At 42.3% G+C, this 17,503-nt stretch carries 8 protein-coding genes; 4 read left to right on the top strand and 4 right to left on the bottom strand.

What is annotated here, in order from left to right; translation table 11 throughout:
- Positions 1-2: 2 nt before the first annotated feature.
- Positions 3-869, top strand: a complete 867-nt coding sequence (locus ACYRY3_RS35305; RefSeq protein ID WP_460206342.1) for a DUF928 domain-containing protein — start codon at positions 3-5, stop codon at positions 867-869.
- 123 nt (positions 870-992) lie between these two features.
- Positions 993-2,135 (top strand): SpoIID/LytB domain-containing protein, encoded by a 1,143-nt coding sequence (locus ACYRY3_RS35300; RefSeq protein ID WP_460206341.1) that lies wholly within the window; start codon positions 993-995, stop codon positions 2,133-2,135.
- Between the two features lie 123 nt (positions 2,136-2,258).
- On the opposite strand, the gene ACYRY3_RS35295 is transcribed toward ACYRY3_RS35300, so the two are convergent.
- From ACYRY3_RS35295 to ACYRY3_RS35280, 4 genes are all read right to left on the bottom strand, one after another.
- Entirely contained in the window at positions 2,259-4,691 is a 2,433-nt protein-coding gene (locus ACYRY3_RS35295; RefSeq protein ID WP_460206340.1) for a sensor domain-containing diguanylate cyclase, read from the bottom strand.
- 381 nt (positions 4,692-5,072) lie between these two features.
- A complete protein-coding gene (mltA, locus tag ACYRY3_RS35290) occupies positions 5,073-6,302 on the bottom strand; it encodes a murein transglycosylase A (RefSeq protein WP_460206339.1) in 1,230 nt (409 codons plus the stop codon).
- A gap of 32 nt (positions 6,303-6,334) precedes the next feature.
- Positions 6,335-10,087, bottom strand: a complete 3,753-nt coding sequence (locus ACYRY3_RS35285) for a response regulator (RefSeq protein ID WP_460206338.1) — start codon at positions 10,085-10,087, stop codon at positions 6,335-6,337.
- 383 nt (positions 10,088-10,470) lie between these two features.
- The gene (locus ACYRY3_RS35280) at positions 10,471-13,029 is read right to left on the bottom strand and encodes a vWA domain-containing protein (RefSeq protein ID WP_460206337.1); all 2,559 of its coding nucleotides are present in this window, start codon (positions 13,027-13,029) and stop codon (positions 10,471-10,473) included.
- A 398-nt stretch (positions 13,030-13,427) separates the two neighbouring features.
- Between ACYRY3_RS35280 and ACYRY3_RS35275 the strand changes: the two genes are divergently transcribed.
- Entirely contained in the window at positions 13,428-15,800 is a 2,373-nt protein-coding gene (locus tag ACYRY3_RS35275; protein ID WP_460206336.1) for a mucoidy inhibitor MuiA family protein, read from the top strand.
- On the top strand, positions 15,778-17,412 hold the full coding sequence (locus ACYRY3_RS35270) for a mucoidy inhibitor MuiA family protein (RefSeq protein WP_460206335.1): 1,635 nt from the start codon (positions 15,778-15,780) through the stop codon (positions 17,410-17,412). Before ACYRY3_RS35275 ends, ACYRY3_RS35270 begins: the two co-directional genes overlap by 23 nt.
- The last annotated feature ends 91 nt before the right edge of the window (positions 17,413-17,503 follow it).

The raw sequence follows: 17,503 nt of genomic DNA, 5'->3' as shown, positions 1-17,503 counted from the left end.
AAATGACAAATGACATTAATTTGATAAATTTAATTCCACAACTGATAAAACTGATTTTGGCAGTTGCCTTTGGCTGCATCAGTTTGCCAGTGACTTCAACTTTGGTGAAAGCACAGTCTACTCAACCAACTACAATACAACACCCCAATTCCACCTCGCCACAATCCAAACCCTTAGTCATCTCAAGAACTCGCAAACCACCTTTGCGTCTTGTTTTGCCCCCACTTCCTCCAGGAGAACCGCCGGGAGGTCGTCGTTATGGTGGGGCTAGACGATCTGAGTGCTCACAAGATGTAGAATTGCAACTCACTGCCCTAGTCCCTTCCACTGAATCAAAACCCACTGTGACTAATGTTTGGGGATTAACGGCAGTGGAACGTCCTATCCTATGGTTCTACACACCTTATAATAAGGGTTCTAGCTATCCGGCTGATTTTGAATTGCTTGATGAGGAGTCAAATCCGGTATACAAAACAGCTATTTCCCTTCCAAATAAGCCAGGAGTGATTGGCATTCCTCTTCCTCCACTGGCACTAAGCAAACAATATCGGTGGTTTTTCAATGTCTACTGCGATCGCCAACAGCAGCAAACTCCTGTTTTTGTTGAGGGTGTGGTACAACGCGTTAACTTGAGCCTAGCAATTTCCCAACAACTGCAACAAGCACAGCCAAGAGAGCAGATTGCGATATATGCCAATAATGGAATATGGCATGAGGCACTGACAACACTGGCTCAACTGCGTCAAAAAAATCCCAAGGATGCAGCACTTGAGGAGGATTGGAAGGAATTGCTCACTAGTGTTGGCTTGAGTAACATTGTGGCGCAACCGCTAATTGGCGAACAGTCAACACTTAATAGAGATAAATAAGTACAGTTAAACCGTTGCTAGAGCTGGACTGTTCATTTATATTTGATGGAGTTGAATCCCAGCCAGGGGAAACTACAGCACTTATCGGGCGTCCAACGTACACGAGTAAATTGTATTGTGACCATGAAATTCCAACGGTTCCCAAGTTTTTTATTTTCCCAGATTAAAGTACGTCATTGGTGGCTTGGTATCCTTATATGGATAGCTATGGTTGCCCCAGCTCAAGCATCGGTTATTCTGCGTATAGCCATTGAGAGGGATGTTAATCAAGTCAAAGTCGGTAGTTCTACCACTGCAATTGTCAAAGATAGTAGTGGTCGTACCCTAGGGCAATTGCCACGACTGAATTCATATTATGCCCAACCTATTGGGGGTGGAGTTGCGCTGGATAAGTGGCAATCTAGCTTATTTTGGATAGAGCCCACAGCTAAAGGGTATGTCTATATAGGAGATAACTGGTATCGAGGCAGGACTCTGATAATTCCTACACAAAAGGGCTTAACAGCGGTCAACTGGGTAGATATGGAAGAATATCTTTACAGCGTTCTTGGTGGCGAGATGGATGCCAGATGGCCGATGGAAGCGCTGAAAGCACAGGCGATCGCTGCCCGCACTTATGCACTTTACGAACGGGAAAGACAGCGCAACAATCCAGTTTACGATTTAGGAGATACTCCCGATCGCTGGCAAATTTACGAAGGTGTCAAAAAAGAATCTGCCAGTACTTACGCCGCGGTTGATGCGACAGCAGGAAAGGTTCTTACTTATAAAAATAGAATTATTCTCTCAGTCTTTCATGCTTGTTCTGGCGGACACACGGAAAACGTAGAAGATGTATGGGGAAACAGCGTACCATATTTACGCGCTGTACCTGACTTCGATCGCAATGTTAGGGAATGCAATTGGGTTAGAACCTTTTCGCCAGCAGAAATTAGCGCCCAGATTCCTGAAGTTGGCAATGTCAAGCAAATGGTTCCCCAGAGTACCTCACCTTTTGGTAGTGTCAAAGCCTTAAAAATTGTTGGTGACAAAGGAGAGAAAGTTCTTAGGGGTGAAGATGTACGTACAGCGCTCAAGCTGAGAAGCACTCGTTTTACCGTCAGCAACGGGAATGGAAGTTTCACTCTCACAGGGCTTGGTTACGGTCATGCTTTGGGAATGAGCCAGTGGGGAGCATACAATTTGGCTTTGCGGGGATACAACCACCTGCAAATTTTGAATTACTATTACCGAGGTGTTGCTCTCGCACCAATTCAAGTTAAGTAAGGGGCTTCTTCAACGCGGAGCGTGTACTTTGCGCTTAGCGTGTATGCTAGCGCATAGACACCAAGGACGCAGAGGATGAGAAAACAGAGAATGTTTATAAATCATTAAGGATTGCTGTGGGAATCATAAAATGGTGTCATTATAAACAACACTGAAACTATTTCGTCCCTGCGCTTTGGCTTCGTACAAAGCTCGGTCAGCCATAGCAATCAGGTGTTCGGGTAATAACTCTTGAGTGGGAATTAAGCTGGCGACACCAATGCTGACAGTGATAAATTGACTGACAGAAGATTGAACGTGAGGAATTTGAAGTTGGGTAACTGCCTCCTGAATTTTCTCTGCAATCCGTATTGCTCCTGTAATATCGGTGTTAGGTAGGAGCACTGTAAACTCTTCTCCTCCATATCGAGCTACCAAATCCGCAGGGCGTTTGACAACTTTACTTAGAGCTTGAGCAAATTGTTGCAAACAGTTATCTCCTGCTTGATGACCGTAGTAATCGTTGTAAAGCTTAAAGTTATCCATATCGCAGATGAGCAAACTCAAGGGGGACTGTTCTCGTTTTGAACGTTGCCATTCACGCTCAATATCCTCGTCAAAGCGGCGGCGATTCGCAATCTGAGTTAAGCCATCTAAAGTTGCAAGACGCTGGAGCTCGCGATTTGCTCCTTCCAACTGCTGATAGAGTTCGGATTGTTGGATTGCGATCGCTAATTGGGTGCTTAACTGCCGCAAGAGATGCCAAGTTGCCTGTTGCCAATGATATGGAACAGAGCAATGGTGAGCAATTAATAACCCCCAAAGGTTCTGACGAATAAGAATGGGAACAACCAGCACCGCTCTCACTTGCAACCGCGCGAGCAATTCAACGTAACATGGTGGTAAATTGGCTTTTAAAATGTCATTAACTGCATGAATGCGTCCTTGAGAGTAGGAATGGGAGATACTTCTTTGAAAACATGGGTCTTGAATTTCCTGACCGAGAATCGAAAAAGATGGATCTGATGTTGATTCGGCTATCACTGTTCCATACCAGTCACAGTCAAATTGGTAAATAACAACTCTGTCAACCTGGAGAAACTGGCGTACTTCCTCTACGGTAGTAGTCAAGATAGAGTCTAAATTGAGAAACTGACGAATGTTTTGAGCAATAACCCCCATCAATCTCTCCCGGTATATTGCTTGCTGTTCTCTTTCCAAGGCACGTCTGAGAGCTAACTCTGCCTGTTGACGCTCCAAAAGTTCTGTTTGTATCTGGCGGTAAAGGTCAGCTTGATGGATGGCGATCGCTAATTGACCTGCCAACTGAGTCAGCAAATCTGCTTCCCACGAGTACCACTGTCGAGGTGTTTGACATTGATGAGCGATTAACAACCCCCAAAGACTATCCTGCCCTAGAATGGGAATCACGATTTTAGACTTAACACCCAGTTGTTTGAGGGTTTCTGCAAGGCACGGAGCCATTTCATCTCGTTCAATATCCGTGACAATTCGGATACGCCCCTCATAATAAAGTTGATAATTTTCTTTAGGAAAGATTTCTTCAGGCAATGGCTCTCCAGTAATTATCGGAATACCCTCAGCCACCGCTTCACTAATAACAGTGCCCGTACCATCCGTCATCACCTGATAAACTAAGGCTCGGTCTGCTTGCAGCAATTGCCGCACTTCAGTAACTGCTGTATTCAAAACCTCCTCTATGCTTAAAGATTGGCGAATGCGTTGGGTCAATTGTGAAATCAGGCGTTCTCGTTCTGCTTTTTGTCGCAAAGTTATTTCTGCTTGCTTAAGTGAAGTGATATCCGTGCATACACAGGTCACAATCCAGGAATCTCCTCCCGTGTCCCGCCTGGAACAACACTTACTCAAAACCCATCGCACAGAACCATCTTTATGGCGAAATCGATATTCTACGTCGAAGGTGCGTTCGGCGAAAATATCTTCATACAATGATACGGTCTCGTTTTCCCAATCTTCTGTTTGTATTGTTGACATCCAAAGAGATTTGTCTGCCATGAGTTCCTCCACAGTATAGCCGAGGATTTCCTCAGAACCAGCAGAGCAGTATTCATACTCCCAATTCCTATTGGGAAATACTCGAAAACAACAGATTGTTGCTCTTGCACTGTTAAGGATATCGCTGAGTTTGGCTTCAGAGGCTTGCAGTGCCAGTTCACGGTGTTTGCGAGCACCAAGGGCTTGAGAAATAACCCAAGGCAATTTAAGAGCGGTGTACAGGGCTACAAATCCAGTCATTACTGTGAGCCCTGCTGACAACCAATAGTTTGTATGCCAAAGTGACCAAACTTCTATCAGGTGTTTTGTACCACCGGCAACTAGTAAAATTTTAAATAACAATAATACCGAATCAGGTAAGTCTTGCCGCTTGCCAAAAAAATAGACCAGTGCCACTGCAATAGCGTAGTAAGATAGAGCCAGCAGCACATTGGAAGTCAGGTAAAACCCTGGCAGTTCGGGCTTCCACAGATAGAAACTCTCGTGGTGAATAAATACTGCAGTTGTTAAAAAGAATGTTATTTGATGCAGAATAAGCACCTCACTTTAAAAAAGCAATTTGTGAAAGTTCAAGTTTACTCTAATCACACTAGACACTTAAACAGAGGTGGATAAATGGTCACACCCGTTATTTTGAATAAAGAATTTGACACCAAGTTGCCCTGGTGCTATCAAAAGAAACTTATTATATAATTACTCTCTTTTGGTTTTATTTTCTTGACAATTGGTTAAGTACCTAATAATCTAAAATAAAGAAAAAATATACATTAGTAACAATATTGAAAAGTTATAGTTTAATAATTTGCTAAGCTTTCATATTTTCAGGAAAATTGCTTAAGGTAGGAGCGAATAACTGAATACTGCAAACCTCAATTTGTATGGAGGGCACTGCCCACCATACATTAGATTTCGGCTCTGACATTATTCTTTTATCAGCAAATAATACATATTTCCATTGCTGGCTGTGATACCAGCCCGAGTGCCCGCTAAAGAGCCAGTCCCGACAAAATAATCAACCCGTCCCGGACCTTTGATGGCACTGCCTGTGTCTTGGTCAAGCACAAAGCGATTCACTTGACGGAATTCCAACCCTCCTCCTTTTTTGGGATAAGGAAATGAGGCAGAAATGAGTGCTAGTGCTCCAGGCGGCATGAGAGATTTATCTGTAGCAATGCTACGTTCTGGTGTTACGGGTACACCCAGACTGCCAGAAGCAGGTTCTCCATTGGTTTCCTTAAAAAAGACAAAGCGTTCCCACCGAGGCAGATACTCATTTAAATCCTTGGGATTTCGGTTAAAGTACGCAATTATACCGGGCATGGTAGCGTTTTCGCGCTTTAGCTTCCCATTTTTCACGAGTTCTCTGCCGATACTAGTCCAAGGGTAATCTGTTCCACCGGCAAAGCCAACAGAGGTTGTTTTGCCATCAGTCAGTTTGAGTTGGGCAGAACCTTGGATGTGAATTAGATATGCATCCAGACGATTGCGAAACCAAAATAACTCCAAACCGCGTAACTGGCTTTTATCTCCCAACAAACCATCTTTCCCCTCTAACTCAATACGTTTGGGATGAGGTTTAGCCCATTGTTCAAAATCTGGTGGAAGTCGATAAAGAGGATACTTATAAACTGGTGTGCGATCGCGACTTGCCGTATAAACCGGTTCATAGTATGCCGTAAATTTAACAGTACCCTTAGCATCATTACCAACTGATTTGTAAAAGACGAACTCCCGACGAACAGCTGCTTGCAATTGCGCTGGGGAGTTAGAGTTGATAACTAACTGACGAAAACGTGTCAAGCTACGACGCACGCGATCTAGGGTAATTTCTTGAATGGGATAATTTTGATAAGCCAAAACTGCCTTATCAGTTTGTAAATAACGCAAGCTGTTATCGATAGAAGCAAGTAAAGCTTGTTTATCGCCCTGTTTACCCCGTCCACCCCAAATTTGCTCATCCCAACCCAAGCATCGGGACGGAGATTTACACGTTCCCATGTCTGTTGCTTCAAGTAGTGGAGGTACGGGTTCGGTTGAGGTGTTAGGAATTGGTAATGGCGTTACGGTAGGGATTTGAGCAATAACTGACCAGACAGGATGAATGAGGGCGATACCCAGACTCAAAGAAAGTAGAGCAAGCGTTTTTTTCATAATTCATTATTGATTCTGTTAGATGCAAGATATCAGAGGTGAGATTTGGGCTGACATTTACTTAAAGCTTGTTTGAGAGCCTCTATTTGAATGGGTTTGCTAACGTAGTCATTCATACCTGCTTCCAGACAAGCTTCTTTGTCACCTTGCATGGCATTAGCAGTCATGGCAATAATCCAAGGACGCGCCGATGCTGACCATTCCTGGCAAATGTGGCGAGTGGCAGTTAACCCGTCCATTTCTGGCATCTGTACATCCATTAATATGACATCATAAGTTTGACGCTGCAAAGCGGTTAATACTTCCAAACCATTAGCAGCAACATCAGCCCGATATCCCAATTTTTTGAGAATACTCAGGGCAACTTTCTGGTTAACTATATTGTCCTCAGCTAAAAGAATTCTCAAGGGCAGACGTTCAGCTAGTTTGGTATCAAAAGGCGAAGATGTTAAACCAGAACTATTAGCAGGAACAACCTGTTTGCTTAGGGCGCTAATTAAGACATTTCCAAGTTGCGATCGCTTGATTGGTTTAGTCAAAAAACCAGCAAAATTAAGGTCTAAAAGTTGTCGTTCCCGTTCTATTTGCCCAATTGAAGTCAGGAGAATTAGAGGTAAATGCTGAGAGTTTGGCAGCTTGCGGATTTCTGCGGCTAGGGTTAAGCCATCCATAGATGGCATCTGCATATCGAGGATGACTGTATCGAAACGATCTCCCTGTTGCAGGTAAGTTAACGCTTCTGTTCCCGACCCAACAGCTTGGACGATTGCCCCAAAAGATTGGGCTTGTAAGCTGATTAATGTGCGATTTGTAACGTTATCATCTACGACTAACAGACGTTTGTTTGCAAGAAAGTGCTGATAAATAGGGTTATCCATTAAGGGTGAATGAGCAATAGCCTCCGCGAGGATAGTGAAGCTGAAAGTAGAACCCTTACCTGTGTCACTTTCCAGCCACATCTTACCGCCCATTAATTCAGTGAGTCGATGACAGATTGCTAGTCCCAATCCAGTACCGCCATATTGGCGGGTAGTAGAAGCATCCACTTGGCTAAAGGGTTTAAATAACCGATCTTGCTTGTCTTTGGGAATGCCAATACCCGTATCTCTTACCGCAAATTCAATTTCGCAAATAGGTGTTTGGACATTTTGTTGAGCCCGAGTTCTTGCTGTTACTGAGACGATCGCTTCCCCCGCTGGCGTGAACTTGACAGCATTACTCAGCAAATTCACTAAAATCTGACGGAGGCGCGTCATATCTCCCACCACTATTTCCGGTGTTGATGGATGCATCAGATACGCCAATTCAATGCTTTTTTCTGTCGCTTTAGGAGCTAGTAAATCTAACGATTCCTCAATACAAGTGCGGAGATGAAAAGGTTGTTTCTCTATCTCCAGTTTCCCAGATTCAACTTTAGAAAAATCGAGAATTTCATTAATGAGTGTCAATAGGTTCTCGCCACTATTGCGGACAATTTCGACAAACTCTCGCTGCTGTGGCGTGAGTTCGGTGTCGAGTAGCAGCCCCGTCATGCCAATAACTGCATTCATTGGCGTGCGAATTTCGTGGCTCATAGTTGCTAAAAACTGGCTTTTGGTAGAGTTGGCAGTTTCAGCTTCTTCTTTAGCAGCTTTCAGTTGTTCTTCTGCTAATTTTTCCTCTGTCATATCGGCAATTGTACCAACAAAGCGATAAGGCTTACCTTGGTCATCGCAAATACATCTACCTTTAGCCAATATCCATATGTAATGACCATTTTTGTGATGTAGCCTACAGGTGTATTCGTAACGTTCTGTATCACCAGCTAAATGTTGATTAATAGCTGCCCTTGCACTTTCTAAGTCATCTGGATGTACGCGTTCTAGCCAAGAAGATACAACATGAGGTAGGGGTTCGTCTTCATATCCAAGTATTCTCATCCAAGTTGGCGAGTAATACACTTCATTGGTGAGTAGATTCCAGTCCCAAATCCCATCATTCGTACCTGAAATTGCTAAGTCATAACGTTCTTCTCTTTCGCGGAGAATAGCTTCTACTTTTTGTCGATGGATAATCTCAGATTCCAGTTCTTGATTAATTCTTGATAATTCTTCTGTCCGCTCCTCAACCCGATGCTCCAAAGTTTCCTTAGCAGTTTTAATTTCTTGAAACATTTGGTTAAGAGCAACTACCATTGTTTGGAAGTTGCGAGTTAAGGAATGAATTTCTGTGACTTTACTCTCAGGCCAACTTACCTTTGCTTGACTTAATAGCTTTTCTGGTAAATCAGTTGTTACTTGTGCCAGCTTTAATGTTGGCTCAACTAATTTGTAACTGGTAACAACAGCAACAATTAAAGCTACTACAGCTATTAGTAGCACAATAGCTAGATTGTTAATGTAAATATTTTGCAGGCTTTGAACCTGTTTCTTGATGGGAATTCCAACTATTAAATTCCATTGGGGTATTTCGCCAATTGGTACTCGGTGTATGTAAAAAGATTGTTGCCACCGCCCTATGATTGGTGTACCAGGAGCAATAGGTAACCATTGAGCAGTTATGGCATCTATCTGACGTATTTTTTTGCCCCACTCGCTATTAATAAGTTTGAGTATTTCCGTGCTAGAATATGTAGATGCAATGACTTTATTTTTAGCATCTACTATAGTTATATAAAGATCTTCTTTGTTATATTCATTAATAATATGACTGTAAGCTTGTAATTGAATTTCTCCAAAAATACCACCTATAAAATTATTATTTTTAAAAATAGGTGTACCTAAAACAACCGTAGAAGATTTATCTATTGAATTTATTTTATTCGATGGAAATAAAAGTATACTATCTTGAGTATTTTTAAGTTGCTGAAACTTAATGTCATCACTAATAGTCTTGTCAATTAACCTATCATCATCTTTTTCTGGATATGCATAAGTTATTTTACCTTCACTATTAAAAACATATATTTTTTGAAAAAATGGAAACTTTTTCTGCGTGTTTTCAATACTTTTGGAGAGGAAAATAGATATGTTCTGGTCGTCTTGACTCATGTCACTAGCTAGATCGGCTATTTCCCGTAACTTAAGTAAATTTTGTTTTTGCCAGGAAGTGACTGCGGTACTAATTTCTCTCGATGATATCTGTAAATCAGAAATGATTTGGTTTTGAATATTTTCAAAAGCATATCTGCCATTCAACGCTGTCAGTAATAGCGCGGGTAAAAAAACGAAAGCTATCAATAAATTTAATAAAGTTTGTTGGAGAGATAAAGTCGTTTTTGTTTGAGGTTGATTTCCCAATTTGGGAATTGGTATATAAGTAATAATTAAACTGCCAAAAAGTGCATTAAAAATCCCATTTACTGACTGTTTTAATACAATCAACAGTGTAGGTATCAGTGGCAGATGCATAATACCATAATAAAATATCCATATTAAAGGAATACCGATAAATAACCAATAAATTACATCTAGTAAGAGTGTGTTTTGTTGCTTGCGGGGCAAGAGTAATCCGACAAATAAAGCTTCGCACGTGAAGATAGCGATCGCATAGGGATGCCCCCATAAAATATAGGTGTAGGTGCTGGCGATAAAAGCTGTTATTATTCCCCAAAAGACTCCATACAGAGACATGACAATCCAAACAGCTATACTGCCAAATAAAAAATCCAACCCAAAAAAGAAAGGCAGGCTAAAATAGTTACCGATATAGGCTGCTACCATTAGTAATAACAGTGCTGCAGCAGATGCAGAGACTGAGTGGAGAGGACGACCTATTTTTTTTAAAAGCTTATGTAATAAATTCATGTTTTTCTTTCTTAATTTATGCTCCTCATCTCAATGTACCTACTAAAGACTCAATCTAGATCCTATAACAATTTATGATTAAAATAACACCATCAATACAAGTTGGCAGTCATCAACTTTTCAGTAGTATGCCCATAATTTACCCTGTTCTTGCTTGCCTTGCAACCTCACTGGTCTATAAAAGTTAAATAAACATACAAATTGCAGCCTCTCCCTCTCTGACCATAATAAATACAAGACAAGAAAATCGAGACTGCGTAAAGAACCAGCTTTACAAAATTTTATATTACTTAGATACAGCTCCAGGTTTTTACCCACAGCTTGTTGGATAAAGAATGAAAAAAAATTGTTTCATCCTTTATCCTTTATCCTTCATCCTTGCTCTATTCTTCTACACCAACAGCAATTTTCTTGGTATAATACTCTGTCTTAGCATAGACAGTGAGAATGGTGTCTCCTACCTCAAAAAATGTCCCTTCTTGCTCATCTTTCGAGAACTGCAAGTTGGGATATTTTGCCGCAAGTTCATCTGCAGTGGATGCACGGGCATGCATCTCATCTGGCAAAAGACCTGTAGAACCAATGTAGAATACCAAAGGACAAATTTTGTCGCGGTAGATTCTTTCTACATATGCTTCTAATTTTTTATTGGCTGCTGTTAAAGCTGTCACCATCTCCTCTTTGCTAACTGGTTTTCCTTCCCACTTATCTTGCAAAACTCGCACCAAATTATCAGCGCCGACTCTTGCTAGGATAGCTGTCACTACACCATTTTTCTCTAATCCTAAAAAATTATCGAAAATGGGTTTCATGAACTCATCCACTTTTGTAATTTTTGTACGGGATGACAGTTGCTTGTGGCTGTAGGCAGTATTTTCATTAAAAGCGAGTTCAAAAGTAGGCTTTTGGAAAATCTCGCCAGTCTCTTTGTCATACACTTGATACATTCTGTCAAGAAACTTATTTGCAGAATGCAGTTTGCTGAGATTGAGAATATCTTTGGTTCCAATATCGATTTTATAGCTGACTCTAGAATCAATAGTGCCAGTTGCTAGGGCTTCATTGATGTCAGTATATTCGTTGGTTGTTGGGAAGTTAATGTACAGACTCTTAGAGAGATAATGCTTTTTCAGTTCTTCCAACTGTTCTGGTAGAAAGACATCTGATTCTTCTTTCAGGTGAGCAGCAATAATACTGGTAAGAACTTTGATTTCAGCTAATTGGTTGAATAAACCATCGACACTGGTGTAATGTCCCTCAAAAGGTACTAAAGGTAAATTGTCTAGCTGAATAGTGTACTCATCATGGAAGTCAAAGTCTTTTGCAGGACAGCCGTCTTTTTCCAGCACGCCTTGTTCTTTCAGCGCTTCAAAAGCTTTCTTGCTACTGATTTTCACTCGCAATGATTTCACATTGAGGTCGCCATCACTGACAATGGTGTAATTATTAAAAGTCGCTAGGTCATTAACCAACAATCCTGCAACTTCAATAATGGGAGTTTTGTCCTCTGATTTAACCAGCCTGACTTTGCGAGTGACAAGCATATTGACTGTGGCGGTGTTGTGGTTAATCTCAAACGACCCCATGCCAATATAATCAGTTTTATCTATGTATTCAGTTGTTAACCAAGGCTTGACAAGGTTGCCATTTTCATCCCTGGAACCTCTAACTCTTTTGATTCCCTTTCTTTGATAGGTTTCCTGTAAGTGCTTGAAGTTAATAATGATGCTGTTACGATATTCTTCAAGAATTTTGATGAGTTCTAGTACGGAAGTTCTTTCATTCACCTTCACCTTATCTAAAATTTCATGCTCGCCCAAAATGTTGGGATAGAACAGCGCAATATCAATATCTTGTGTAAAATCTGCAACTTGCTCGTTTGTTAGCGCTTTAGCGTGTCTTTCGGTTAAAGTGGCGTTAAAGGTACTCGCGATCGCATACTTAGCAGTATTCAAATTTCCTTCTGCTAAATTGGCTTTTGCAAATGCGTATACTGATTCATCATTCTGTGCGACAGGAACATCTAATTGTTCGTAACTTTCTTTGGTGATTTGCTTGTATTTATAGATAATAACTTCATCATCTGGCTTCAATCCACAGATTTTTAAAGTTCTCGTCGTACCGTTAACTTTTTTAGCACTTCTAGAGAATAAAATTTGATAACTGTAATCGGCTGCTAACGGTTCTTCTATCGCTGGAGCCACTGAACCTCCTAATAATTTGGAAGTGCTGTAAATGGCGTTATAAACTTCTTTGACATCCCCAGCTTTGATGCAAACACCTGAAACAATATTGGCAATTTTGGAAAGAAGCTTGAAGTCAGACGAGTAGGAATAAGCAATGGTGTTCACAAAAACATCTTTGCCTTTGAGTTCTTCGCATATCTTCTCCAAAGCTTTTGCCTCTGCGCTAGGACTGGTATCGTTAGCATAGCCATCGCTGTGGAGAGTTATAGCGGTCAATTCTCCCTCTTTTATCATTGATTTTGCCATCTCCATTGATTGAGAGATGCAGGTTGCACAAGTAGCCCGAATTTTTCTAATCGCTTCTAAATAGGGAGAATTTTGTTTCATCACTTCCTGAATGGGAACTCGCTGGAAGTGGCAAGTGACATCTCCTTTAGAGGAGTAAGATATTAAGGTGATAACTAGCTGGAAATTGATGTATTCATCAAGAGTTAGAAGTTTAATCAAAGTGTCTTTTAATGCCTGAATGTCACCACACATTGAACCAGAGCGATCGATAATAATGATGCTATGGGCTACAGATTGTTCTGGAATATCACCAGGCTTTCTTTCTAAATGGACTTTATCTACTAGATAATAAGCTTTTTCCTTGCCTGCAAAATTGTAAAGAGTGAATTTAGTTCTGGTATTACGATCGGGTGTAAATTTGTTATTTTGAACTTTAGCACTGTTATTCTTTGGTGTTTTTTTAGCCATATTTACTCCTACCCTGAGAATAGTCACGAATCATCTTAATTCACGTTTTTTTAAGCGTCACCCTTGATAATGAAAGTTTTTGACAAACCTTACAATTTGAGGATAAACACCTAAATAAACCTGTATGAAAAGTTATGCCAGTTCAATGCTGAAAGTGGCACGGTAAACGCAGAGATTTGTAGAGATAGTTACTTTTACGGAAAGTGTACTTAGCTCACGTCATGAACCAACCGCCATCAGGCAAAAGCCTGCGGTTATACGTACAAAGTACGCCTGGTATTAGTACTATAATAGTACTAATGTACCATAGTGTCAAGTCAAGAAATTCTTCGAGAAAAACCGAGTTTCTTTTTCCCGTGTTATAACCAAGTGAATTACCAGCAGTCATTGTTCTCATTATGACAGTAACGCAACTAAAATCTAGAATTGAAACTGTGAAGGTCTACTCTGCTGGAGCAACAGTCACCCGGATTGCAGAGTTAGCTCTGACACCAGGAGAATTGCCAGAACAGGTAGAAATCGCTGGGCTACCTCTGGCTATTGACGATACCAGTGTCAGGGTAAAAGTGGAAGTAGAACGGGGAACAGCGCCCCTCGCTACTGATGTTCGCATTGGTTTAGCTGTTCCACCACCTCCAGAGATACCCACTCCGCCTCTGGATGAAGAAATACGTAGTGCAACTGCTCAAGTCCGACAGTTAGAAGACCTCATCACTCTCATTGAGAATGAAATTGAGGTATTAGATGAGTTACACGTACCAAACCGACCTAAAGAAGAGCCAGGTAAAGCCCCACCGCCTTCCCCAACAAGCGCCCGCCTCGCCCTAGCAAATTTCAGTGACGAGCAAATTCGCCTCCGCATTCAGGAAATGCGAGAAAATACGGAAAAACTGCGATTGGCTCGAGAAAATTTGACAGACTTGGAACAAAAGCAGCGTCTGGCTTCCAGTGCAAAGGATGCCAGACCAAATGAGCTTCGCAAAACAGCAATTGTTAGCTTGAGTTATGAAGGTGAAGCCCCTAATGATGGGGTGGGGCAGTTAGTTGTAGAGTATTTTGTTCCTGGAGCACGTTGGACACCGACTTATGTATGCCGTTTAAATAGTGCGGAGTCTAGGGCTTCTATTGCGGTGCGATCGCTTATTAGTCAGCGCACGGGTGAAGATTGGTCAGGGGTACGTTTGGAACTTTCCACTGCTGAACCATTGGCTTGGTGTGCGCTACCAGAATTACCGTCCTTACGACTTGGTAAAGCCCAACCCGTAAGTAAAAAATCGGGATGGCGCAGACCCCCAATTGGTGTAGAGCTACTTTTTGAGGACTATGACCGACAACAGGAGGCGGCTCTACTTGGCAGCATAAGAGAAAGTGCGATAGCGAAGCTAACGGCTAAAGCCGGTATCGCAACTGACTTCTCATCAGTGCATGTTCCACCCCTGAGAGTTCTTCACTCTTCAAACAGACAGTTACAAAGTCTGGAAGAAGTTGAGCCGGTCTTTGCTGCTTCCGGTCCTGGATACAGTGCATATGACGCAGACGAACCGCCTCAAGATGCCACGATCTCTATTTCTATTGAAGAATTGCAACTCAGTACGGCAGCCTGTAAAGCTTTGAAACGCGCTCAAATTAACACTGTTGCAGATTTGTTGAACTTTACACAAGAAGATTTACAACAAATCCAATATTTGAGCCAAAAGTCTGCCCGAGAGTTGATTAACGCCTTACAACAACGTTTGGGCATTACCCTACCGTCCGAGAAAAATGAAGAAATTGCTGCTGTGCGTTATATGGTTACGCGAAGTATGCCAGCGCCATCACCAGAACCTGTAACTCGCAGCATGGGGCGAAGCACCGGAACCACTCAAAGTAAAAGAGGAGCTTTTGATTCACTCCTGGCATACAATATGATGCGACTGGGCGCAGCAAATAACCGTGCAAAGCGCGGTAAATTATCGATTGAACAACAAGAGGAAGTTTATTTAGAAAGCCTCAAACGCCAGCAGGTTGTGGTGAATTTCGATGTCTTGGAAGTCGTACAACAAGCAGTGAATGATGCCCTAAGCTGCCTGCAGGTAACACTTCCTCCTGGTGGTATTAACGTGCGAACCGTGGCTGGCTCCTTTGATTATGCCTACTGCGCTGATGGACGGGTGGATGTCCCCTCAGACGGACAATTTCATTCTGTGGCACTGACTGGCAAAACAACAGATGTAGATTTACGCTATATAGTTGTTCCCCGTGAAGATACTAATGTCTTCCGAATTGCCCAACTTCGCAATCCCTTGGTAGCACCTTTACTAGCTGGTTCTGCGGATGTTTATGTAGACGGTGAGTATATTTTATCTACTAATATTGCTACCGTTCCACCTCAGGGACACATGGAACTGGGGCTTGGGGTTGAACAAAGCATTAAGGTGGCTCGGAATACATCTTATCAGGAAGTGCGATCGGGCGAAACAATAGTTGCTTTCAACGAACTGCGCCATCGCATCAAAATCGATATTACCAACTTGATGTCGAGAACCGCAAAAATAGAAGTGCGAGAACGCCTTCCCATTCCTGCTGAAGGTGCTAAGGTTGAGGTTCAAGTTGAACGGGTTACTCCTCCTTGGGAGAAGTACAAACAACAAGAACGTTCTGCACCCATACAGGGCGGCTACCGTTGGCTGGTTGAAGTTCCAGCACGAGAGCAAGCAAATTTATCGGTTGAGTACACTATCAAGACGTTTGTTGATAGCGAATTGATTGGTGGAAATAGGCGAGAAGGATAATCAAAATATTAACCTGTATGTTGGGTTGCTAAGTATGCAAGTACAGAAATTAACACTAGATGCACCTGTATCTTCAGTCACTCTATTGGAAGACCGGGCACAGGTGCGGCGAATGGGTAAAGTTCACTTGAGCCAGGGAGTGTGGAGAATTAGAGTTGAGCAAGTTGCTCCAGTACTTTCAGATAAATCTCTCCGTGCGGAGTATTGTCGCGAGTATCCAGACGCACGTATTGATGATGTGCGTGTCCGTCGCAAAATGCTTGTTAAAGAAGCAGAACGACCTGCTGAGGTTCAAGCTTTGCACGCAGAATTCAGAACCCTTGTCCAATTTTTTAACAATACTTGCGAAGACCGCCAACATTTGGAGTCTTGTTATCAACGGGTCAATACGATTCTAACAAAAAGCTTGCAGGAATTACCTGTGGATGCCGTGTGGGGGCAAATCGATCCCAAATCTTGGCGCGAACAGTTATCTACCCTGTTTAAGCAGTTACGGGAACTTCGTGAAGAAATTTTGAGTAACTACCATACTCAGCAGCATTTGAGCCAGCAGATTGATGATTTAATTGCTAGAGCAAATGCTCTGTCTCGCCCCGATCTGGTGTATTCTGCTTATATTGAGGCAGATTTAGCGATCGCTCAAGCTGGTGAATACGAAATTGCTTTTGACTACGTAGTGCCCAATGCTATGTGGCGTCCTTGGCATCAAGCCCATTTGCTACTAGAAGAACAATCCAGCGTCTCCTTTCGGATGGATGGCTGTGTGTGGCAAAACACTGGTGAAGATTGGCACAATGTTGACTTAGTATTTTCCACAGCCAGGGCTTCTCTGGGAACCGAGCCACCTCTACTTACAGATGACGAGTTAAAAGTACAGGAAAAATCTCAGCGCATCGTGATTGAAGCCAGGAATCAAACGATTCAGACAACAGGTTTGGGAACAGGGACTACGACCACTTCCCCAGCAACCCCTACGACTGTTGATATACCTGGTGTTGATGATGGTGGGGAAGTTCGCAATCTCCGCGCTCGCACAAAAGCTACAATTCCCTCTGATGGTCGCCCCTACCGCGTGCCAATTTTGTCTTTCTCCTCCGATGCTTTGGTACAGTATATTTTGATGCCAGAAGTCGCCTGTCAAGTTGTTCTGAAAAGCGAGCAAGCTAACACGGCAAATTTCCCTATTCTTGCAGGACCTGTAGATTTAGTGCGTTCTACAGAGTTTGTGGGTAAGACATCGGTAGGGTTTATCGCTCCTGGTGAAAAGTTTGCCCTAGGATGGGGTCCAGATGCAGCTATGCGGGTACAACGCACCACAAAAGAGAAACAAGAACAGGACCATCTGACCAAGTGGAATAAGCTAACAGAAATAAGGACATTATTTCTTTCTAATATAGGAGCAGAGGCAAAAGTCATAAAAACAATTGAACGCATTCCCGTCTCAGAATTAGAGCAAGTCAAGGTTGAGGTGATTGCAGACAAAACCACAAACGGTGTCCAACCCGATGAAAACGGTTTTTGTACCTGGGAATTTTTGCTTGAACCTTACTCACAAATGTCTGCCACTCTTGTTTGTAGAATATCAGCCGCGCCAGAAGTCCAAGGGCTTTAAATTTCCAAACCCCGTAGGTTGGGGAGCCACTGCGTTGTGGGGGTTCCCCCCAATGAAGCAAGTGGCGTTTGAGGAACGAAACCCAACATCT

This window comes from Scytonema sp. NUACC21 (genome assembly GCF_054684315.1).
The sequence above is the reverse complement of the archived record's forward strand: the minus strand, read 5'-3'. Positions and strand labels throughout refer to the sequence as shown.

Bases quoted from the DNA above. Each gene is read 5' to 3' on its own strand.
- ACYRY3_RS35285 (WP_460206338.1), bottom strand. From the start codon at position 10,087: ATGAATTTATTACATAAGCTTTTAAAAAAAATAGGTCGTCCTCTCCAC.
- ACYRY3_RS35280 (WP_460206337.1), bottom strand. From the start codon at position 13,029: ATGGCTAAAAAAACACCAAAGAATAACAGTGCTAAAGTTCAAAATAAC.
- ACYRY3_RS35300 (WP_460206341.1), top strand. From the start codon at position 993: ATGAAATTCCAACGGTTCCCAAGTTTTTTATTTTCCCAGATTAAAGTA.
- ACYRY3_RS35305 (WP_460206342.1), top strand. From the start codon at position 3: ATGACAAATGACATTAATTTGATAAATTTAATTCCACAACTGATAAAA.
- mltA (WP_460206339.1), bottom strand. From the start codon at position 6,302: ATGAAAAAAACGCTTGCTCTACTTTCTTTGAGTCTGGGTATCGCCCTC.
- ACYRY3_RS35275 (WP_460206336.1), top strand. From the start codon at position 13,428: ATGACAGTAACGCAACTAAAATCTAGAATTGAAACTGTGAAGGTCTAC.